Below are 20,215 nucleotides of genomic sequence, written 5' to 3'. Positions count from 1 at the left end.
ATCGGGATCTGGGACGGGCCGGTCAGACGCGTTCGACGATGGTGGCGATGCCCATGCCGCCGCCGACGCACAGCGTGGCGAGGCCGAACCGCTTGTCCTGGCGCTCCAGTTCGTCGACGAGGGTGCCGAGGATCATCGCGCCGGTGGCGCCGAGGGGGTGGCCGAGGGCGATGGCGCCGCCGTTGACATTGACCTTGTCCAGGGACAGGCCCATGTCCTTCACGAAGCGCAGGACGACCGCGGCGAAGGCCTCGTTGATCTCGACGAGGTCGATGTCGTCGATGGTGAGCCCGGCCTTGGCGAGCGCCTTGCGGGTGGCCGGGGCGGGGCCGGTGAGCATGATGGTGGGCTCGGAGCCGGAGACCGCGACGGAGACGATCCGCGCGCGCGGGGTGAGGCCGTAGCGCTCCCCCACCTCCTTGGAGCCGATCGCGACGAGGGCGGCGCCGTCGACGATGCCGGAGGAGTTGCCCGCGTGGTGGACGTGGTCGATCTGCTCCACCCAGTGGTACTTCTGCAGCGCCACGGCGTCGAAGCCGCCGAGGTCGCCGATGTCGGCGAACGACGGCTTCAGCTTGGCGAGCGAGTCGGCGGTGGTGCCGGGGCGCATGTGCTCGTCGTGGTCGAGGACGACCAGGCCGCCGCGGTCCTTCACCGGCACGACGGAGCGCTCGAAGCGGCTCTCCTTCCAGGCGGTCGCCGCCCGCTCCTGGGACAGCGCCGCGTACTCGTCGACGTCGCGGCGGGTAAAGCCCTCGATGGTGGCGATCAGGTCGGCGCCGATGCCCTGCGGGACGAAGTTGACCGCGAGGTTGGTCATCGGGTCGTTGAACCAGGCGCCGCCGTCCGAGGCCATCGGCACCCGGGACATCGACTCGACGCCGCCCGCGAGGACGAGGTCCTCCCAGCCCGAACGGACCTTCATCGCGGCCATGTTGACGGCTTCGAGGCCGGAGGCACAGAAGCGGTTCTCCTGCACGCCCGCCACCGTGTCCGGCAGTCCGGCGGCGACCGCGGCGATCCGGGCGATGTCGGAGCCCTGGTCGCCCACGGGCCCGACGACACCGAGCACGATGTCGTCGATCGCGGCGGGGTCGAGGCCGGGGAAGCGGTCGCGGAGTTCGTGGATGAGCCCGACGACCAGGTCGATGGGCTTGGTGCCGTGCAGGGCGCCGTTCGCCTTGCCCCGTCCACGCGGGGTGCGGATCGCGTCGTAGACGTACGCTTCGGTGGTCACTGGGGGGCCTTTCGGTGAGGGGCTTTCGAGAGGGCTGGGGACGGCTCGGGCGCGCCGGGTGTCAGGCCCGGTACGTCCCAGTCGCGGGCCACGTCCGCGGTGTCGGCGCCGGGCCGGGCCGGGCCGGTGCGGACGGCGGTCGGGGTGGCGGAGAAGCGGGGGGCTGGGGCCGGCTGGGTGATGCCGCCGTGGTCGGTGAAGGTGCCGCGCGCGGCCAGGTGCGGGTGGTGCGGGGCCTCGCGCAGCGACAGGACGGGTGCCACGCAGGCGTCGGTGCCCTCGAAGAGGGCCGTCCATTCCTCCCTGGTACGGGTCTTGAAGCGGGCGGCGACGGCCTCGCGCAGTTCGCCCCAGCGGGTGATGTCCTTGCGGGCCGGGGCCTGGCCGTCGATGCCGAGCAGCGTGACGAACTCGTCGTAGAACTGCTGCTCCAGCGCGCCCACCGCCATGTACTGGCCGTCGGCCGTCTCGTAGGTCCCGTAGAACGGGCAGCCGCCGTCGAGGAGGTTGGCGCCGCGCCGGTCCTGCCAGCCACCGGCGGCGAGCATGCCGTGGATCATCGCGGACAGGTGCGCGGCGCCGTCGACGATGGCGGCGTCGACGACCTGGCCGGTGCCCGTGGCGCGGGCGTGGTGCAGTGCGGCCAGGATGCCGGCGACCAGGTACAGGGAGCCGCCCGCGTAGTCGCCGAGCAGGTTGGCGGGGACGGCCGGGGCCTCGTCCGGGCGGCCGATCATGCCGAGGGTGCCGGTCGGCGCGATGTAGGCGATGTCGTGGCCGGCACGGTGGGCGAGGGGGCCTTCCTGGCCCCAGCCGGTCATCCGGCCGTAGACGAGCGCGGGGTTGCGGGCGTGGCAGGCGTCGGGGCCGACGCCGAGGCGTTCGGCGACGCCGGGGCGGTTGCCCTCGATCAGGATGTCGGCGCGGGCCGCGAGGTCCAGGACGCGGGCGGGGCCGTCCGGGGACTTCAGGTCGACGATCACCGAGCGTTTGTTGCGGTTGGTGAGGTCGTAGGCGGGGTCGATCGCGAGACCGGCGCCGCCGGGGCGGTCCACGCGGACCACATCGGCGCCTAGGTCGGCGAGGAGCATGGCCGCGAACGGGCCGGGGCCGATTCCGGCCAGCTCGACCACGCGCACGCCGGTGAGCGGGCCGGGCGGTGGCGTCGCCGCCGGCGTCGTTGCCGTGGTCATCCAGCCCCCTGTCGCTGTGACACAACTGATGTAACACCGGTGATGGTAAGAACGTGTTCCAGTAGGCACAAGGCCTGAACGAGCAAGCGCTTAGACACAGGGTGCCAGGCCGTCGGCCGCACCACCACGCCGATGCGGCGTCAGCGTGCGTCCAGCTCCGCTATCAGCCGCTTGGGGGCGACGACGCGGTAGCTCTCCTCCACCCAGTCGCACAGCAGCTCCGCGGCCGGGGCGCCCTGCGGCTCCACCGGGATCCGCACCCAGCCGGACCTGCCCAGGCCGTAGCCGGCGGGCTCGGCGCCGGGGGCGGTGAGGGCGTGGGCGTGGCTGGTGCCGTCCTTGAGCTTGACGGTGACGCCCATCGGGTAGCTGCCGTCGCTGACGCCGAGGAACACGAACACCTTCTTGTTGACCTTGGCGACGGACTCGCCCCAGGGGAACTCCTCGGCGGCGCCGGGCAGGCCGAGCGCGAACTCGCGCACTTTTTCCCACTTCTTCAGGGCGTTCCTGGGCACCGCCACCGTCCACCTCCGGGCTCGTCTTCGGGCTCCGCACTGCTCACGCTAGCCTCAGCCACCGACAGCGGCGCGGGCTGCGGAAGCGAGGGGTGTCATGAGCAATCCGTCCAGGGCTGACCGTCCGTACGACATCGTGCTCTTCGGAGCCACGGGGTTCGTGGGGACACTGACGGCCGAGTACCTCGCCGAGCATGCCCCGAAGGACCTGCGCTGGGCCGTCGCAGGCCGGGGCGAACTGCAACTGGCCCGGCTGCGGGAGCGGCTGCGGGAGCAGTCTCCGCACGGGGCGGAGATCGGGGTGCTGCGGGCCGACGTGACCGACCCGGCGTCGCTGCGCCGGCTCGCCGAGCAGGCGCGTGTGGTGGCCACGACGGTGGGCCCCTATGTGACGTACGGCGAGGAACTCGTCGCCGCCTGCGCGGACAACGGCACGGACTATCTCGACCTGTCGGGTGAGCCCGAGTTCGTCGACCTGACGTACGTCCGGCACGACGCACGCGCGCGGGAGACCGGCGCCCGGCTGGTGCACGCGGCCGGATTCGACTCGGTGCCGCACGACCTGGGCGTGTACTACACCGTCCAGCAGCTTCCCGAGGGTGTGCCGCTGACGGTCGACGGTTTCGTGACGGTGGACGCCACCTTCTCGGGCGGAACGTTCGCCTCCGCGCTGAACCAGTTCGCGCGGCCCCGGCAGATGGCCGCCGCGGCCCGGGAACGGCACCGGCACGAACCGCGCCTGGTGGGGCGGCGGGCCACGACCCCGGCGGCGGCACCGCGGTTCGTCCCCGAGGTGCGCGCCTGGGCACTGCCGCTGCCGACCATCGACCCGCAGATCGTGCGCCGGTCGGCCAAGGCGCTTGAGCGCTACGGCCCCGACTTCCGCTACCGGCACTACGCCGCCGTACGGCGGCTGCCGGTCGCGGTGGGCGGGGTGGCGGCGCTGGGCGCGCTCGCGACGGCGGCCCAACTGCCGCCCGCCCGGCGCTGGTTGTCCGCCCGGCTCAAGCCCGGCGAGGGGCCGGGCGCTGAGAAGCGCGCCAAGAGCTGGTTCTCCGTGCGCTTCGTGGGCGAGGGCGGCGGACGGAAGGTGTTCACCGAGGTCGCGGGCGGTGACCCCGGGTACGGCGAGACGGCGAAGATGTTCGCCGAGGGGGCTCTGTCCCTGGCCTTCGACGACCTGCCACCGACCGCCGGACAGGTCACCACGGCGACGGCAATGGGCGACGCCCTGCTCGAACGCCTCCGCGCGGCGGGCATCACGTTCCGGGTGGCGGCGAGCCGGTAGCTGCGACGGCGGGGCCCGGACGGCAGGGGCACCGCTTCGGCGGCGTTGGTTCCGGGGGCGCCGCTTCGGGAGCCCCGGCCGCGGGGGCGCCGCTTCGGCAGCCGCGCTCGCGACGCCGCCTCTCCGGCAGAGGCGGTGGCGGCCCCGTCTCGGCACTCCCGATGGCGAGGGCACCCCTTCAGGCAGCCCCCGTGGCGAGGGCGCCGCTCCGGCAGCCCGGGTGACGGGGCGCTGCTTCGGCAGCCCCGGTGACACGAGAACCGCACGCCCCCGCGCGCGGGCTACAGCGACCACCGGGTCAGTGTGTAGATCATTCCGCCGAGCCAGGCGAAGCCGGCCAGTACGGCGACGGCCAGGGTCGATGTCATGGCGCGCTCGACGGGGCGGCTGCGGTGGGCGTGGGGCTCGGGGGCACGGTGCGTCGTCATGCGGCCAGGCTGCCGATCCTGACGGCGCGCCGGCATCCGTACGTGTACTCAGAAGGTGCCGGCCCCGGGCGGCCAGGTACTCACGTACGACCCGGACTCACCCGGCGGTCGCCTCGCGCAGGGCGCGGCGGCACAGGGAGTCGGCCAGGCGGGTGGACTCCGGCAGGCGGTAGCGCGGGCTGAGGCGCAGGACGTGGGCGCAGGACGTGTCCAGGTCGACGCGGTGCCCGACGGACACGTAGACCGGCTTGACGCCCTCCTGGGTGCGCAGGGCGCGGCCGACCTCCTCCTCACCCGCCAGGAGCGGGGACGACGACCCGCGCGCGGGTGCCGGGTCGGCATGGGTGAAGGTGAACGGGTTCTTGGCGACGCCGATGGTGGGCAGGCCGGTGAGGACGCCGAGGTGGCTGGCGAGCCCGAAGCGGCGCGGGTGGGCCAGCCCGTAGCCGTCGCAGACCACCAGGCCGGGCGGGCACGGCAGGGCGTCGAGGGCGGCCAGGACGGTGGGGATCTCGCGGAAGGCGAGCAGTCCGGGCACGTACGGGAAGGAGATCCTCCCGACGGCGGTGGCCTCGGCGACGACGCCGAGGGTGGCCGCGTCCAGCACGACGGCCGCGGCGGCCACCACGTCACGCTCGTCGTCGTAGGCGACGTCGACGCCGGTGACGTGGCCCGTTCCGGGCGGTGGCCCGGGTTCGCCGAGCACCACCTGGCGGCGCAACTCGTCCTGGACGGCGCGGGCCCGTTCCTCGGTGCTGGGCCAGCCCGGGGGGATGCGTACGGTCGTCGTCATGGTGCAGACGAGGATACGGGGCCGGGCAGCCCGCGAACCGGGCCGCCCGGGGCCGGGTCACTTGTCGAGCGCGCGCTGCAGCTGCTGCTTGTTCATGTCCGAACGGCCGTGGATGTTGCGCCGCTTGGCCTCCTGGTACAGCTGGTCGTAGGTCGGGCCCTGAGAGCCCTTGCCGGACCGCTGGCCGCCCCGCTTGCCGGACGACATGTCCTGGATGGACGTACGGCTGGCCGTCTTCGACTCGCCGGACCGTGCCCGCTCCTTGTTCACCGTGCGGGCCGCGATCTCCTTGGCGCGCCCCGTGCTCTCACCGCGGTCCTGAGCACTCTTCTTGATGTGCTCGTACTGCCGTTCTCGTTTGGGGCTCGAACCGCTTGGCATGTCCGCTCACTTCCTCTCGACGTCGGGCGAACGAGTACCCCCATCGTGGGTGAATACGACAATCAGGGCGCGGTCAGCTCTCCAGACGGGCGACTCGGCTCCACCCAGAACCGGAACACGGTGACGAACGTCACTCCGCACGAATGCACGGACACGCGGATTCCGTCGTCTCACCCCATGCCCGGCCGCGTCGCCGGTTGTCCGTCCGGCCGTCACAAGGGAGCAAGGCGATGTCCACCGTCATCGAGCAGTCAGTCGAGGCACGCCTCGTCGCCGCCGCGCCGCGGATGCCGAACATCCCGGCGACTCTCACCTACGACCTGACGGATCCGTTCGCGATCCGGATGACCTTCCCGGCGCAGGCCACACTGGAGGACGAGGAGGTCTGCTGGACCTTCTCCCGCGAGCTTCTCGCCGCCGGGATGCACGGGCCCGAGGGGCACGGCGACGTGCGGGTGCGCCCGTACGGCTACGACCGGACGGTGCTCGAGTTCCACGCACCCGAAGGCACGGCCGTCGTGCACGTCCGCTCGGGCGAGCTGCGCCAGTTCCTGCAGGCGACGCGCGTGCTGGTGCCCGAAGGCCTGGAGCACGCCTACCTCGATCTCGACCACGACCTGGCGGAGCTGATGCGGGACGCCTGCTGACCCGCTCCCCCTCGATGTGCCGGTGAGCCCTGGAGGCGGACGCCCGTTAATCCGTTGACAGGCACCGGCGCCCCTCGTAGCGTTTTGAACGGTCCTGTTGCCGCCGATTGGAGAAGGACGTTGCTCCTCTGAGGTCCTGAGACACCGCGTCACACCTGTCCGGTGTGCACGCCGCGTGCGACCTCGGCGTTCGAGCCGTCCTTGCGGAGCAGGGCTTTTCCCGTTCCCCACACCCCTGGGCCCAGCCATGGCCCGCGCGGTGGTCGCCGCCTTCCGGTGTCTCGACACGCGTTGCCCCTGAACGGATCAAGCAACCGCGAGGCCCGCATGCATACTTCGATCACCTGTACGTCTCTCTCCTTCGCCTGGCCCGACGGCACGGGCGTCTTCGACGGCCTCGACGCCTCCTTCGCCCCCGGCCGCACCGGGCTCGTCGGCGTCAACGGATCGGGGAAGTCGACCCTGCTGAAACTGATCGCCGGCGACCTCACCCCGGCCGACGGCGCGGTACGCGTCGCGGGCGAGGTGGGCCACCTCCCGCAGAACGTCACCCTGGACACCGCCCTGCGCGTCGACGAGGCCCTCGGCATCGCGGACCGGCGCGCCGCGCTGCACGCCATCGAGGCCGGTGACGCGGCCGAGGAGCACTTCGAGGCCCTCGGCGACGACTGGGACGTCGAGGAGCGCGCCCTGGCCACCCTCGGCGAACTCGGCCTCGGCCATGTCGAGCTGGACCGCACCATCGGTGAGATCTCCGGCGGTGAGTCCGTCCTGCTGCGGCTGGCCGCGCTGCTGCTGCGCCGGCCGGACGTGCTGCTGCTGGACGAGCCCACCAACAACCTCGACCTGTACGCGCGCAGGCGGCTGTACGCGGCCGTCGCGTCCTGGCCGGGCGTCATGGTGGTGGTGAGCCACGACCGCGAACTGCTCGAACTGGTCGACCAGATCGCCGATCTGCGCTCCGGGGAGATCACCTGGTACGGCGGGAACTTCTCGGCATACCAGGAGGCCCTGCGGATCGAGCAGGAGGCGGCCGAGCGGATGGTGCGGGTCGCCGAGGCGGACTTCCGCAAGCAGAAGCGCGAACTGGCCGACGCCCAGGTCAAGCTCGCCCGCCGCAAGCGGTACGGCCAGAAGATGTTCGAGCAGAAACGCGAGCCGAAGATCGTCATGGGGGCGCGCAAGCGCGCGGCGGAGGTCTCCGCGGGCAAACACCGCATCATGCACGAGGAGAAGCTCGCCGAGGCCAGGGAGCGGCTCGGCGAGGCCGTGGACGCCGTGCGGGACGACGACGAGATCCGCGTCGACCTGCCGTACACGGCCGTGCCGCAGGGCCGGAGCGTGCTCACCCTGCGGGACCTCCGGCTCGCGTACGGCGCCCGTGTCGAGGGCGGCTTCGACCTGTACGGCCCCGAGCGGATCGCGCTGGTCGGGCGCAACGGCGCGGGCAAGACCACGCTGCTGCGCACCGTCGCCGGGGAACTGGCGCCGGTGTCCGGGGAGGCGACGGCGCATGTGCCGCTGCGCTTCCTGCCGCAGCGGCTGGACGTCCTCGACGGCGGGCTGACGGTCGCCGAGAACGTCGCCCGGTTCGCGCCGGGCGCCACCAACAACCGGATCCGGGCGCAGCTGGCCCGCTTCCTGTTCCGGGGCGGACGTGCCGACCAGCAGGCGGCCACGCTGTCCGGCGGCGAGCGTTTCCGCGCGACCCTGGCCGCGCTGATGCTCGCGGAGCCCGCTCCGCAGCTGCTGATGCTGGACGAGCCGACGAACAACCTGGACATCGCGAGCGTGCGGCAGCTCACCACGGCCCTGGAGTCGTACGAGGGGGCGCTGATCGTGGCCGGCCACGACCTGCCGTTCCTGGAGTCGATCGGGATCACGCGCTGGCTGCTGCTGGACGGAGAACTCCGGGAAACCACGCCGGAAGCTGTCGGGTATCCCGCCTGATCTCGAGTGGGCGAGCGGGCCCCGCGCATCCCGAAAGGCCGGCTGACCGCGTTCACCGGCCTTTCGGGACCAGCACGTGCGCGGGGTGGCGGCGTAGGTGCGGGACTACGGGCCTGTCGTCTCCGACAATGTCGCTGCATGATGTCGCCCGGCCCGACAGGTTTCGGCCACACCCGGGTAACCGGACGGCAAGACCGCCCCATCCGATACGGAGACCGCACGTGCCCAGCAAGAAGGCCCTGATCCGTCGCCCCGGCCCGCGCCTCACCGAAGGCCTGGTGACGCACATCCAGCGGGAGAAGGCCGATGCCGAGCTCGCGGTACGGCAGTGGGAGGCGTACGCGGAGGCGCTGCGCACGCACGGCTGGGAGACCATCGAGGTCGACCCGGCCGACGACTGCCCGGACGCCGTGTTCGTCGAGGACACCGTGGTCATGTACAGGAACGTCGCCCTGATCGCGCGCTCCGGCGCCGAGTCCCGGCGGGCCGAGACCGCGGGCGTCGAGGAGGTCGTCGCCCGTCTGGGCTGCTCGGTGAACTGGATCTGGGAGCCCGGCACGCTCGACGGCGGTGACGTGCTGAAGATCGGCGACACGATCTACGTCGGCCGGGGCGGGCGCACCAACGCCGCCGGCCTGCAGCAACTGCGGGCGGCCTTCGAACCGCTGGGGGCGCGTGTGGTCGCCGTGCCGGTCAGCAAGGTGCTGCATCTGAAGTCCGCCGTCACGGCACTGCCCGACGGGACCGTGATCGGGCACATCCCGCTGATGGACACGCCGTCCCTGTTCGGGCGTTTTCTGCATGTGCCGGAGGCCTCCGGCTCCCATGTGGTGCTGCTGGGCGGTGACAAGCTGCTCATGGCCGCCAGTGCCCCGAAGACCGCGGAGCTGTTCACGGACCTCGGCTACACGCCGGTCGTCGTGGACATCAGCGAGTTCGAGAAGCTCGAAGGCTGTGTGACATGTCTCTCGGTACGGCTGCGGGAGCTGTATGCCTAGTGGGCCTGAACAGGAGTCTTTACAGCGCACTTAACCTACGTCTTCGTAACCTACGGATTCGTAGCCTACGATCCCGTAGGTTCCGGCGCCGCTCGCCGGTCCGACTCTCGTTGTCCCTCGTCCCCCTGGAGTACCCGTGACGATCACCTCTCCGCACCTCGGCAGCCCCTCTGTCTGGACCGACGCCCGGCTGCTGTACGCCCTGGAGGAAGTGGTCGAGAAGGAACTGAACCGCCACCTGCAGGTGGCCAAGGACTGGATGCCGCACGAGTACGTGCCGTGGACCGACGGGCGGAACTTCCCGGGTCTCTTCGAGGACGGCGAGGCCTGGCAGAAGGACCAGTCCAAGGTCACCGAGATCGGCCGGATCGCGCTGGTCGTCAATCTGCTGACCGAGGACAACCTGCCCAGCTACCACCACGAGATCGCCTCCCTCTTCGGCCGCGACGGCGCCTGGGGCACCTGGGTGCACCGCTGGACCGCCGAGGAGGGCCGGCACGGCATCGTGATGCGGGACTACCTGCTGACGTCGCGCGCGGTGGACCCGGACAAGCTGGAGCAGTTCCGGATGTCGCACATGAGTGAGGGCTTCGAGTCGGACAACCGGCACTCGATGCTGCACTCGGTCGCCTATGTCGCCTTCCAGGAGCTCGCGACCCGTATCTCGCACCGCAACACCGGCCACCAGTCGGGTGACCCGATCTGCGACCGGATGCTGGCGCGGATCGCGACGGACGAGAACCTGCACATGGTCTTCTACCGGAACCTGCTGAAGGCGGCCTTCGAGCTCGCGCCCGACCTGACCATGCAGGCGGTGCGGGACGTCGTCGTCGACTTCCGCATGCCCGGCCACGGTATCCCCGGCTTCGAGCGGGCCGCCGCGCAGATGGCGATCGGCGAGGTCTACAACCTGCGCATCCATCACGACGACGTGCTCCAGCCCGTGCTGCGCTTCCTGAAGATCATGGAGATCGACGGCCTCGGCCCCGACGGTCTCAAGGCCCAGGAGGAGCTCGGCCTGTTCATGAACGGGCTGGACGCGGAGGCCCTGAAGTTCGACGAGAAGCTGGCGGCGCGCAAGGCGCGGATGGCGGCACGCGGGGCGGCCTGACCCACCCCGGCCGGGGGCTGCCGGGGCGCGAACCGGCGGCTCCCGGCGTTCCGAGCCCCGGTGGGGCCTGCGCACGGCCTCGGGGCCATGTCGCCGGTCAGTAGGCGGTACGGCGGAGCTGGAGGCGTTCCTTCTCGGACAGGCCGCCCCAGACGCCGAAACGCTCGTCGTTCGCCAGGGCGTAGTCGAGGCAGGCGGTGCGCATCTCGCACAGGCCGCAGATGCGCTTCGCCTCCCGAACCGAACTGCCCGGTTCGGGAAAGAAGAAGTCCGCACCGGTCTGTGCGCACAGGGCCTCGGCCTGCCAGGCGGTGTCCGCGGGGGTGCTGGTTTCGAAAGGCATGGCTGAGAGCGTGCCCAAGTGCGAAAAACGTTCGATCAACGCGCGCTCAACGCCACGCCCGGGGCCGCCGGCCGACCCCGATGATGCCCGCGCGGGCGGGCGCGGCGCACGACGGCGCGCGGGAGCGGCGGCGAACGACGAGGATCCCGCTCGTCACAGACGGTGACCGTCAAGAGTGCGTTCGGCGTGCGCGGTCCGGCACGCGATCGCCGGTGGGCGGTGCAAGACTCGGCAGTGCAGGCAGCGGGCTCTTCCGGGAGGCAGCGATGCTCACCACGCGCTTCGTCCACGGCGCTCCGATCTGGATCGATGTCTCGACCTCCGACATCGACGGCGCCATCCACTTCTACGGCGGTCTCTTCGGCTGGCAGTTCCGCTCGGCGGGTCCCGAAGCCGGGGGCTACGGGTTCTTCCAGCTGGACGGCAGGACCGTGGCGGGGGGGATGCAGACGAGCGGCGAACAGGGTCCGCCGTCCTGGACGGTGTACTTCCACAGCCCGGACGCGCAGGCCACCGCCGAATCGGCCCGGCAGGCGCACGGGCGGGTGCTGGTGGAGCCCACGGACGTGATGGGCGAGGGACACATGGCGATCCTGTCCGACCAGCAGAGTGTGCCGTTCGGCATCTGGCAGCCGGGGAGGACCAAAGGGGTGGACATGATGAACGAGTCCGGCGCGCTGTGCTGGCTGGAGCTGTACACGCCGGACATCGCGGCGGCCGCCGGCTATTACAACAAGCTGCTCGGCTGGGAGACGTCGGCGGTCAACTTCCCGGGTGGCTCCTACACCTGCGTCAATCCGGCCGGTGAGGACGAGGACACCATGTTCGCCGGCCTGGTCCCGCTGCCCGACGACCCGTCGGAGGACACGGCCTACTGGCTGCCGTACTTCGAGGTCGCCGACACGGACGCCGCGGTGGGCCGGGCGCGCGAGCTGGGCGGCACGGTCCGGGTGGAGCCCAGGGACGTGTCCGACGCCGGCCGCGTCGCCAAACTGAGCGACCCCTACGGCGCCCGCTTCGCGGTGATCAGGAGCGCCGCGCCGCAGAGCTGAGCCCCACGTCCGGTGCCGACCAGGTGCCCTCATCCCTGTCCAGGTGTCACGCGGAGGCGCGGCGTACGAGGGTCGTCGACAGGACGACACCGGGCGCCGGGTCCTCCTGCGACCCGCCCCGCCCCGTGCGCAGGCGGCCGAGGAGGAGCCGGGCCATCAGACGGCCCATCTCCTCTATGTCCTGACGGACCGTCGTGAGCGGTGGGTCGGTCTGCTCGGCGATCGGCAGCATGTCGTCGAAGCCGACCACGGCCACGTCGTCCGGCACCCGCCGCCCGGCCTCCCGCAGCACGCGCAGGGCGCCGGACGCCATGAGGTCGTTGCCGGCGAACACGGCGTCCAGGTCGGGGCGGCGGCCGAGGAGTTCACGCATGGCCCGCTCACCCCCGGCCGGGGTGAAGTCACCCTCGGCGACCAGCCGCGGGTCGGCGTCCGGCATCACGTCCCGGAAGCCGTCGAGCCGGTCCACCGCCGAGGTCTGGTCCAGGGCCCCGGCGATGTGTGCGACGCGCCGGCGGCCGAGGGCCACGAGATGTCGTACGGCCTCACGGGCGCCACCCCGGTTGTCGCTGTCGACGTACACGGCCCCGTCCTCGCCGTCGCTCCAGTCCGGCCGGCCGCCGAAGACGGTCGGGACGCCGGCGCGCCGGATCAGGGCGGGCAGGGCGTCGTCGAGATGCAAGGAGAACACCAGTGCCCCGTCGACGTGTCCGCCGGCGAGATAGCGGCCGACGCGGGCGTGGTCGTCGCGGCCCTCGGTGAGGAGCAGGACGAGCTGGTTGTCGTGCGCGGTCAGTTCCTTGCTGATGCCGCGGAGTTGGAGCGCGAAGAAGGGGTCGGCGAAGACGCGGGTCTCCGGCTCGGCGATGACGACGGCCACGGCGTCGTGGCGTTTCGTCACCAGGCTGCGGGCCGCCTGGTTGGGTACGTATCCGAGTTCCTCGACGGCCCGCCGGACCCGCTCGATCAGCGGCTCCCGCACCCCGTCCCCGCCGTTGACCACCCGTGAGACGGTGGCCCGCGACACCCCGGCCCGTGCGGCCACGGCCTCCAGCGTGGGACGTGACACTGCCTCGGACACTTCGGGACTCCTCACCGGCGCTTGCCGATCAGGATAACCGCACGCCAGGGCGCGGGAGGGGGCGCTCACCACCGGAACGCGCCCCCCTTTCCGTGCCGGTGAGCCCCCGCTCAGTGGTGGTGCGCCCCGTGAGCGCCCTCAGCTCCCGCCGCCCCTCCGTCACCCTTCACGCCCTCGGCGTCCTTCGCGCCCCCGGCACCCTTCACTCCCTCGGCGTCCTTCGCGCCCTCCGCGCGCGCACCGTCGGCCGTGCGGGGTTCGTGCGGGTGGTGCGGTTCGTATCCGGGAATCGTCCCGTCCGTCTTCTTCACCAGGAACAGCCCCACCATCCCCATGTCCGAATGGCTCTGGACATGGCAGTGGTACATCCACGCGCCGGCGCCCACCCCCTCCCCCGCGATCACCTGGAAGCCGAAGGAGTCGGCCGGGCCCACGATCTTGTTGTCGACGACCTGGCTGGGGTCGTCGGGGCCGGTCAGCATGCCGGTGCGGTTGTCGGCCCAGCGGTGACCGTGCATGTGGAAGGTGTGGTAGTACTCGCCGTGCGTGATCACGACGAACTCGACGCGATCGCCCACGGTGGCCTCGAAGTCGGGCCCGGTGTGCGGCGGCCTGTTGTTGATGAGCAGGTCGTTGAAGACGATCGTGTGGGTGCGGTCCGGCAGGACGTCGCCCTTGCGGCGGACGATCACCGGACCGTAGAGGCCCTTCCTGATCCCGCCGGTGCCGTGTTCCGTGCCCACCACGTGGTCGTGGTAGTGCCAGTAGCCCGCGCTGCCCGCCCGCCAGGAGCCGTCGCTGCGGCGGCCGGGGGCGTGGGTGCGCCAGGTGTAGGTGCGGGTGGCGCCCGGTTCGACATCGCTCTTGTTCATCTTGGTGCCGTCACTGGTGATTTCGTAGTCCAGCCCGTGCACGTGCAGGCTCGCCGTCACATCCGTGGTGTTCTCGAACTCGATGTGCACGGTGTCGCCCTCGTTGAGCTCGATCAAGGGCCCCGGGATGCCGGCCCGGCCCTTCTCGAAGCCGTAACCGAGCTGCCCGTCGGCGAGCTTCTCCGCATAGAGCTTGATGTGTCTGACCTGGCCTCCGGCCGGGGCCGTCCGCGCCGTCGTCCGGCCGGCGCCGGTCGCCTCCGTGCCCAGGGACAACGATGTCGCGACGGCCGCACCGCCGACGGCGGCGCCACCCAGGAGGACCCGCCGGTTGAACCCACGTCTGTCCATGCCGAACTCCCCACTCCGGTACGGGATTCGAGACGGTAGCGGGACGGGCGGCGTTTATCCACACCCAGGACAAAGTTCGTTCCATCGCGGTCATACCTATTGGCGAACCGAGCAAAGAGGTCTAGCTTCTAGGCGCTGTTGCTGTGACCGACGAGGGGTGGATGACCACATGCGGTCCACATCGCACCACAGACCCATCCGTTTCATAAGGCCGCCGAGAAGGCCGAGCACCGCACGGCGGGCCTGGACGGCCGCCCTGACCGCCGGATTAGTCACCGCGGGCCTGCTCTCGGGCTCCGCCGCGAGTGCACGCCCGGCCCCGGATCCGTCCCTGACAACGATGTCCATCAAGTCACCGCCCGGCGGCGCCAACGTCCGCGTGCTGGTCTTCCACGGCTCCGCGGCAGCCGGGGACGAGTCACCCGTGGTGAACGCCGGCATCGAGGCGATCGAGCAGATCGGCCTGACCGGGCCGACCGCCCAGCGCTTCAGGACCGAGGCCACGGACGACGCCTCGGTCTTCACCAACGAGACCAGGCTGGGCCGTTACCACGCGATCGTGTTCCTGACCGGCGGCGGCGACGTGCTGGAGCCGGAGCAGGAGGCGGGCCTGGAGGCCTACATGGAGGCCGGCGGCGGTTTCGTCGGCATCCATGACGCCGCCCGCGCCGAGCCGTACTCCGACTGGTACACCGGCCTCGTCGGCGCCCGCCCGGCGCCGGACAGCCCGGCGGCCGTCCAGCGGGCCACCGTCGAGGTGGGCGACCGCCTGCACCCGGCGACCAAGGACCTGCCGGTCCAGTGGAGGCGCCCCGACCAGTGGCCGAACTGGGTGAAGAACCCGTCCGGCGCGGTGCACACGGTGGCCCGGGTGCGCGAGGCGACGTACCAGCCGGGCGCGAGCGCCAACGGCTGGGACCACCCGATCAGCTGGTGCCGCGACTACGACGGCGGCCGTTCCTTCTACACCGGCATGGGCGGCACGGTGTCGTCGTACGACGAGACCGACTTCCGCGCCCATCTGCGCGGCGCCCTGCTGTGGACGACCCGTCTCGCACGTGCCGACTGCAAGGCGACGATCAACGCCAACTACAAGGCGGAGCGGCTGACCAAGGCGAACCAGCCCGGTCAGAACGACCAGATCGGCGAGCCGCACGGCCTGGTCACCGCCCCCGACGGCCGCGTGCTGTACATCGGCCGCGGCGGCGCCGACTCCTCCCAGCCGGTGATCACCGACTGGAACAACCCGGACATCGGCAAGGGCAAGGGCGAGATCCACGTCTACGACCCGAAGACCAAGCAGGTCACCCTGGCCGGTGCGCTGACCGTCTTCGGCAACAAGGGCGGCGGCGACGAACTGGTCAAGGTCGAGGAGGGGTTGCTCGGCATCGAGTTGGACCCGCACTTCGAGGACAACGGCTGGGTGTATCTGCACTACACGCCGCACTCGCGGATCGACCGCGACACCAGGATGGCCGAGCGGCGCGTCTCCCGCTTCACGCTGGACCTCGCGACCAACAAGCTGGACCTGGGCAGCGAGAAGGTGCTGCTGCACTGGCCGGTGCAGATCCACAGCTGCTGCCACGCCGGTGGCGGGATGGCCTGGGACTCCGAGGGCAACCTGTACATCGCGACCGGCGACAACAACTCCAGCGGCTTCAGCGGCGGTTACTCCGGCAACAACCCGCAGCCGAACTACAAGGGTGTCTCCTTCGCCGACGCGCGCCGCACCGCCGGCAACACCAACAACCTCAACGGCAAGATCCTGCGCATCCACCCGGAGCCGGACGGGACCTACACCCTCCCCGACGGGAACCTCTTCACCGGCGAGGAGACCGACGAGGGCGGCGGGAAGACGCGCGGCGAGATCTATGTGATGGGGGTCAGGAACCCGGCCCGCATCTTCGTCGACAAGAAGACGGACGTGCTGTACGCGGGTTGGGTCGGGCCGGACGCCTCGGCGCCCTCGACGACCTGGGGCCCGGCCAAGTACGACACCTTCGCCGCCATCACCGAGGCGGGCAACCGGGGCTGGCCGTACTGCATGGGCAACAAGCAGCCCTACCGGGACCGCAACCTGCCGGATCCGTCGCAGCCGCTCGGCTGGTACGACTGCGACCACCCGAAGAACGAGTCCCCGAACAACGACGGTCTCGTGAACCTGCCGCCGGTCACCGGGAACAACATCTGGTACTCGCCGCAAGGTGGCGCCCCGGACTTCCCGCGTGACGCGAGCGGTGTGCCCTCCTACAAGCAGGAGGAGGCGACCTACCGGCTGCCCTGGCTCAAGGGCGGCGGGCAGGCCGCGATGAACGGGCCGGTGTACCGGTCCGAGGACGTCTCGGCCGGCAGCGAGGTCAAGTGGCCGGCGTACTGGGACGGCAAGTGGTTCGTCGGCGACTTCTACGACGCCGACCAGCCGCGCAACGCCGTGCTGATGGATCCGAGGACCCTGGGTGACGGTGGCCTGCCGGTGCACTCGGAGTCGCTGAAGAAGATCGTGCCGATCGGCAACGACGGCATCAAGAACCTGATGGACTGGAAGTTCGGTCCGGACGGCGCGCTGTACGTCCTCGACTACGGGCGTGGCTTCTTCACCTCGGACGCCAAGTCGGCGCTGTGGCGCGTGACGTACCAGGGCGGCGGTCCGACGCCGGCCGCCGGTCAGCTGGCGAGGGGAGCACAGCAGTGACAGGCCATCGAAGAATGTGGGCGGCCCTGCTGGCCGCGCTCCTGATGGTGCTCGGGCTCCAGGCCGCGACGGCCACCGGGCAGCCCGAGCGGTCCGGCGGGAAGGCCGGGGCGGCCGCCGCACAGGTCCTCACCTGGACGGCCGGCAACGCCATCGACAAGTACGTCTCGGCGCCGGCGACGGCGGTGGCGGGGCAGGCCACGATCGTCTTCGAGAACAGTGAGGCGACCGGCAACACCACCGGTATGCCGCACACGCTGACGTTCGTGACCAGCGACCCGGAGTTCAACAGCGACGTCCAGCTCAACATCCTCGCCAACCCCAACGACGACCAGGGCGGCAAGCACACCGCCGAGGTCACGCTCACCCCGGGCCGGTACTTCTACCACTGCACCATCCCGGGCCACGGCATGATGCAGGGCATCCTGACCGTGACCGAGGGCAGCGGCGAGGACACCACAGCGCCGCAGGCGTCGGCGCACGTCAGCGGCACGCAGAACCAGCAGGGCCAGTACGTCGGCTCGGCGAGCGTGGCGCTGCACGCGACCGACGAGACCGGCGGCTCCGGCGTCGACCGGATCGAGTACGCCGTCGGGCCCGCCGGCGCCTGGCAGCCGTACACGGCTCCGGTCGTCGTCGACCAGGTCGGCGACCACAAGGTCCGCTACCGGGCCTTCGACAAGGCGGGCAACGTGTCCGCCGAGAAAAGCGCCGAGTTCACGGTGGTGCCCCCGCCGACGGACGACACGACGCCGCCGGAGACCTCGGCGGCGGTCAGCGGTGAGCAGAACCCCGACGGTACCTATGTCGACATGGCGACGGTCACCGTCTCCGCGTCCGACACCGGGTCGGGCGTCAACACGATCGAGTACGCGATCGGCGTGTCCGGCGCCTGGCAGCCGTACGCCCAGCCCGTGATGGTGCACCAGGCCGGCACCCACACCGTCCGCTACCGCGCCACCGACAAGGCGGGCAACGTGGCGGCTGAGAAGAGCGTCGAGTTCACGGTGGTCGCCGCGCCACCACAGGACACGACACCGCCGGTGACGGGGGTGACCGTCGAGGGCACCCGCAACTCCGACGGGGCGTACGTCGCCACGGCCAAGGTCACCGTCAGCGCCACCGACCACGGCGGTGAGGTCGCGAGCGTCGAGTACTCGCTCGACGGCGGGCCGTACCTCGTGTACTCCGCGCCCGTGATCGTGGACCGGGCGGGTGCGCACACCGTGGCGTACCGCGCGACCGACAAGGCGGGCAACACCTCCGCGGCGCGGACCGTGAGCTTCACGGTGGTGGCCGGCGGCGTGCCCGCGCCGCCCTGTCCCGAGTACGACGAGCGGGAGACGGTGATCGTCGGCACGGTCGACTCGGGTGTGCCGAACCGGCTCACCGGCAACCGGTGCCGGATCAACGAGCTGATCGAGGACGAGAAGGAGTGGACCTCCCACGCACTGTTCCTCAAGCATGTGAAGACGGTCCTCGACGGGCTCCGCACCGACGGCGTGGTCGACGGGCGTGAGTACAACGCCGTCACCAAGGCCGCCCGTCAGTCCGGCATCGGCAAGCCCGGTCAGACGGAGGGCTACCGCCCGCTGTTCGACGGCACGGCGGCTTCCTTCGCCAAGTGGCAGCACGTGGGCGGTGGTTCGTTCGCGCTGAACGCCGACGGGTCGATGACCAGCGGCACCACCAGGGCCGGGCTGGGCATGCTGTGGTTCCCGCAGCGCAAGTACGGCGACTTCTCGCTCAAGCTCCAGTGGCGGGACGACGCTCCGGGCACCGGCAACGCCAACTCCGGGGTGTTCGTGCGGTTCCCGTACGTCCATGAGCATCCGGAGGAGCCACGGCCGGAGTGGGTCGCCATCAAGTACGGGCATGAGGTGCAGGTGTTCGACTCGCCCACCGGCGACATGTACAAGACGGGGTCGGTCTACGGCTTCGACCGGGTGGGACTCGCGGGCGCGGGTGTCACCCAGAAGGGCACGTGGAACGACTACGAGATCCGGGTGGTGGACCAGCACTACTCGGTCTACCGCAACGGCAAGCTGATCAACGAGTTCGACAACACCGGCGGTCAGGACTTCACCCCGCCCCGCTCGGACGACCCGGGCACGGACGGGCGGCGGTTCGCCTCCGGCTACATCGGGCTCCAGGTGCACGGCACGACGGACGTGGTCTCCTACCGGGACATCCGGATCAAGGAGCTGTGACCGTCGGTGAAGTCATGGGGCGGCCCTACGGCGTGGGGTCGCCCTTCTTCGCGCGGCTCGGCTGCACCCGCTTGGGCTCGCCGGGCATCTTCGGGTACTCGGGCGGGTACGGCAGATCGCCGAGCCCGTGGTCGCGCTCGTCCTTGTTCGCGAGCTCCAGCAGCGCGTCCAGCGCATAGCGGCGGTCGTCCATGTCCGCGTGCACGTCGCCGAGTTCGGCGAAGCGCGCGGGCATGGTCGCGAGGTCGAAGTCCTGGGGGTGGGCCACCCCGACCTCCTCCCAGCGCAGGGGCGCCGAGACGGGGGCGTGCGGGCGGGGGCGTACGGAGTAGGCGGAGGCGATCGTGCGGTCGCGTGCGGTCTGGTTGTAGTCGATGAAGATCTTCTCGCCCCGCTCCTCCTTCCACCACTTGATCGTGACGTGCTCGGGCATCCTGCGTTCCATCTCCCGGCCGACGGCGATCGCGGCGCGGCGGACCTGGGTGAAGGTCCAGCGGGGCTCGATGGGCACGAAGACGTGCAGGCCGCGGCCGCCGGAGGTCTTGGGAAAGCCGCGCAGGCCGCCGAACTCGTCGAGGACCGCGCGCAGTTCGTGGGCGGCGCGGACCGCGTCGTCGTAGTCGGTGCCGGGCTGTGGATCGAGGTCGATGCGGAGTTCGTCGGGGCTGTCGACGTCGTCGCGACGCACCGGCCACGGGTGGAAGGTGAGGGTGCCGTACTGGGCGGCCCACACGACGGCGGCCTCCTCCGTCGGGCACATCTCGTCGGCGCTGCGGCCGCTCGGGAAGGTGATGTGGGCGGTGGGGATCCAGTCGGGCATGTTCTTGGGGGCCCGCTTCTGGAAGAAGGACTCGCCGGTCACGCCCTCGGGATAGCGCTCCAGGGTGGTGGGCCGGTTGCGCAGGGCGCGCAGGATGCCGGGGCCCACCGCGATGTAGTACCGGGCGAGGTCCAGCTTGGTGAACCCGCGCTCCGGGAAGAACACCTTGCCGGGACTGGACAGCCGTACGGTCCGCCCGCCCGCCTCCAGTTCCACCGCGTCACCCATGCGAGCCACGGTAGGCGCACCGCAC

Annotated in this window: 18 protein-coding genes; 8 read left to right on the top strand and 10 right to left on the bottom strand. The window is 71.1% G+C overall.

The genetic code is table 11. The annotated features are described in order from the left end of the window. Window positions 1–22 precede the first annotated feature (22 nt). The 3 genes from ACIHCM_RS32855 to ACIHCM_RS32845 all read right to left on the bottom strand — a co-directional run bounded on the left by ACIHCM_RS32855 (window position 23) and on the right by ACIHCM_RS32845 (window position 2,951). Window positions 23–1,237, bottom strand: coding sequence for an acetyl-CoA C-acetyltransferase (locus ACIHCM_RS32855; protein WP_399904074.1), 1,215 nt, complete (start codon window positions 1,235–1,237; stop codon window positions 23–25). Beyond that, the gene (locus tag ACIHCM_RS32850; RefSeq protein WP_399904071.1) at window positions 1,234–2,430 is read right to left on the bottom strand and encodes a CaiB/BaiF CoA transferase family protein; all 1,197 of its coding nucleotides are present in this window, start codon (window positions 2,428–2,430) and stop codon (window positions 1,234–1,236) included. Before ACIHCM_RS32850 ends, ACIHCM_RS32855 begins: the two co-directional genes overlap by 4 nt. A 140-nt stretch (window positions 2,431–2,570) precedes the next feature. Beyond that, window positions 2,571–2,951: an MmcQ/YjbR family DNA-binding protein gene (locus ACIHCM_RS32845; RefSeq protein WP_399904068.1), complete on the bottom strand. Its 381-nt coding sequence runs from the start codon at window positions 2,949–2,951 to the stop codon at window positions 2,571–2,573. A 91-nt stretch (window positions 2,952–3,042) separates the two neighbouring features. Between ACIHCM_RS32845 and ACIHCM_RS32840 the strand changes: the two genes are divergently transcribed. Next, complete coding sequence (locus tag ACIHCM_RS32840) at window positions 3,043–4,233, top strand: saccharopine dehydrogenase family protein (protein WP_399904065.1); 1,191 nt, start codon at window positions 3,043–3,045, stop codon at window positions 4,231–4,233. A 281-nt stretch (window positions 4,234–4,514) separates the two neighbouring features. On the opposite strand, the gene mmpA is transcribed toward ACIHCM_RS32840, so the two are convergent. From mmpA to ACIHCM_RS32825, 3 genes are all read right to left on the bottom strand, one after another. After that, window positions 4,515–4,661: a morphogenic membrane protein MmpA gene (mmpA, locus tag ACIHCM_RS32835; protein ID WP_399904062.1), complete on the bottom strand. Its 147-nt coding sequence runs from the start codon at window positions 4,659–4,661 to the stop codon at window positions 4,515–4,517. Between the two features lie 97 nt (window positions 4,662–4,758). Further along, window positions 4,759–5,454, bottom strand: a complete 696-nt coding sequence (locus ACIHCM_RS32830; protein WP_399904059.1) for an endonuclease V — start codon at window positions 5,452–5,454, stop codon at window positions 4,759–4,761. A 57-nt stretch (window positions 5,455–5,511) separates the two neighbouring features. Next, window positions 5,512–5,835, bottom strand: coding sequence for a plasmid stabilization protein (locus ACIHCM_RS32825; protein ID WP_399904056.1), 324 nt, complete (start codon window positions 5,833–5,835; stop codon window positions 5,512–5,514). Window positions 5,836–6,065: 230 nt separating this feature from the next. On the opposite strand from ACIHCM_RS32825, the gene ACIHCM_RS32820 reads away from it, so the two are divergent. From ACIHCM_RS32820 to ACIHCM_RS32805, 4 genes are all read left to right on the top strand, one after another. Beyond that, window positions 6,066–6,482 (top strand): SsgA family sporulation/cell division regulator, encoded by a 417-nt coding sequence (locus tag ACIHCM_RS32820; RefSeq protein WP_399904053.1) that lies wholly within the window; start codon window positions 6,066–6,068, stop codon window positions 6,480–6,482. 327 nt (window positions 6,483–6,809) lie between these two features. Beyond that, the gene (locus ACIHCM_RS32815; protein ID WP_399904049.1) at window positions 6,810–8,432 is read left to right on the top strand and encodes an ABC-F family ATP-binding cassette domain-containing protein; all 1,623 of its coding nucleotides are present in this window, start codon (window positions 6,810–6,812) and stop codon (window positions 8,430–8,432) included. A gap of 221 nt (window positions 8,433–8,653) precedes the next feature. Next, the gene (ddaH, locus tag ACIHCM_RS32810) at window positions 8,654–9,430 is read left to right on the top strand and encodes a dimethylargininase (RefSeq protein ID WP_399904046.1); all 777 of its coding nucleotides are present in this window, start codon (window positions 8,654–8,656) and stop codon (window positions 9,428–9,430) included. 136 nt (window positions 9,431–9,566) lie between these two features. Next, the gene (locus tag ACIHCM_RS32805) at window positions 9,567–10,541 is read left to right on the top strand and encodes an acyl-ACP desaturase (protein WP_399904044.1); all 975 of its coding nucleotides are present in this window, start codon (window positions 9,567–9,569) and stop codon (window positions 10,539–10,541) included. Window positions 10,542–10,638: 97 nt separating this feature from the next. Here ACIHCM_RS32805 and ACIHCM_RS32800 read toward each other — a convergent pair whose 3' ends face one another. Next, entirely contained in the window at window positions 10,639–10,884 is a 246-nt protein-coding gene (locus ACIHCM_RS32800) for a WhiB family transcriptional regulator (protein ID WP_399904041.1), read from the bottom strand. A gap of 266 nt (window positions 10,885–11,150) precedes the next feature. On the opposite strand from ACIHCM_RS32800, the gene ACIHCM_RS32795 reads away from it, so the two are divergent. Next, window positions 11,151–11,936, top strand: a complete 786-nt coding sequence (locus ACIHCM_RS32795; protein WP_399904038.1) for a VOC family protein — start codon at window positions 11,151–11,153, stop codon at window positions 11,934–11,936. 46 nt (window positions 11,937–11,982) lie between these two features. Here the strand turns inward: ACIHCM_RS32795 and ACIHCM_RS32790 are convergent, their stop codons facing one another. Continuing rightward, entirely contained in the window at window positions 11,983–13,017 is a 1,035-nt protein-coding gene (locus ACIHCM_RS32790; RefSeq protein ID WP_399904035.1) for a LacI family DNA-binding transcriptional regulator, read from the bottom strand. A 110-nt stretch (window positions 13,018–13,127) separates the two neighbouring features. Further along, complete coding sequence (locus ACIHCM_RS32785; RefSeq protein WP_399904032.1) at window positions 13,128–14,240, bottom strand: multicopper oxidase domain-containing protein; 1,113 nt, start codon at window positions 14,238–14,240, stop codon at window positions 13,128–13,130. A gap of 256 nt (window positions 14,241–14,496) precedes the next feature. Between ACIHCM_RS32785 and ACIHCM_RS32780 the strand changes: the two genes are divergently transcribed. Then, window positions 14,497–16,932: a ThuA domain-containing protein gene (locus ACIHCM_RS32780; protein WP_399904190.1), complete on the top strand. Its 2,436-nt coding sequence runs from the start codon at window positions 14,497–14,499 to the stop codon at window positions 16,930–16,932. Between the two features lie 14 nt (window positions 16,933–16,946). Next, the gene (locus ACIHCM_RS32775; protein WP_399904187.1) at window positions 16,947–19,142 is read left to right on the top strand and encodes an OmpL47-type beta-barrel domain-containing protein; all 2,196 of its coding nucleotides are present in this window, start codon (window positions 16,947–16,949) and stop codon (window positions 19,140–19,142) included. 25 nt (window positions 19,143–19,167) lie between these two features. On the opposite strand, the gene ligD is transcribed toward ACIHCM_RS32775, so the two are convergent. Continuing rightward, on the bottom strand, window positions 19,168–20,190 hold the full coding sequence (ligD, locus tag ACIHCM_RS32770) for a non-homologous end-joining DNA ligase (RefSeq protein ID WP_399904029.1): 1,023 nt from the start codon (window positions 20,188–20,190) through the stop codon (window positions 19,168–19,170). Window positions 20,191–20,215: the final 25 nt, after the last annotated feature.

The organism is Streptomyces sp. NPDC052023 (genome assembly GCF_044548465.1).
Lineage (GTDB): Bacteria > Actinomycetota > Actinomycetes > Streptomycetales > Streptomycetaceae > Streptomyces.
The sequence above is the reverse complement of the archived record's forward strand: the minus strand, read 5'-3'. Positions and strand labels throughout refer to the sequence as shown.

Coding starts and splice junctions, on each gene's coding strand:
- ACIHCM_RS32850 (WP_399904071.1), bottom strand. CDS start 2,430: ATGACCACGGCAACGACGCCGGCGGCGACGCCACCGCCCGGCCCGCTC.
- ACIHCM_RS32840 (WP_399904065.1), top strand. CDS start 3,043: ATGAGCAATCCGTCCAGGGCTGACCGTCCGTACGACATCGTGCTCTTC.
- mmpA (WP_399904062.1), bottom strand. CDS start 4,661: ATGACGACGCACCGTGCCCCCGAGCCCCACGCCCACCGCAGCCGCCCC.
- ACIHCM_RS32830 (WP_399904059.1), bottom strand. CDS start 5,454: ATGACGACGACCGTACGCATCCCCCCGGGCTGGCCCAGCACCGAGGAA.
- ACIHCM_RS32825 (WP_399904056.1), bottom strand. CDS start 5,835: ATGCCAAGCGGTTCGAGCCCCAAACGAGAACGGCAGTACGAGCACATC.
- ACIHCM_RS32820 (WP_399904053.1), top strand. CDS start 6,066: ATGTCCACCGTCATCGAGCAGTCAGTCGAGGCACGCCTCGTCGCCGCC.
- ACIHCM_RS32815 (WP_399904049.1), top strand. CDS start 6,810: ATGCATACTTCGATCACCTGTACGTCTCTCTCCTTCGCCTGGCCCGAC.
- ACIHCM_RS32800 (WP_399904041.1), bottom strand. CDS start 10,884: ATGCCTTTCGAAACCAGCACCCCCGCGGACACCGCCTGGCAGGCCGAG.
- ACIHCM_RS32795 (WP_399904038.1), top strand. CDS start 11,151: ATGCTCACCACGCGCTTCGTCCACGGCGCTCCGATCTGGATCGATGTC.
- ACIHCM_RS32785 (WP_399904032.1), bottom strand. CDS start 14,240: ATGGACAGACGTGGGTTCAACCGGCGGGTCCTCCTGGGTGGCGCCGCC.
- ACIHCM_RS32775 (WP_399904187.1), top strand. CDS start 16,947: ATGTGGGCGGCCCTGCTGGCCGCGCTCCTGATGGTGCTCGGGCTCCAG.
- ligD (WP_399904029.1), bottom strand. CDS start 20,190: ATGGGTGACGCGGTGGAACTGGAGGCGGGCGGGCGGACCGTACGGCTG.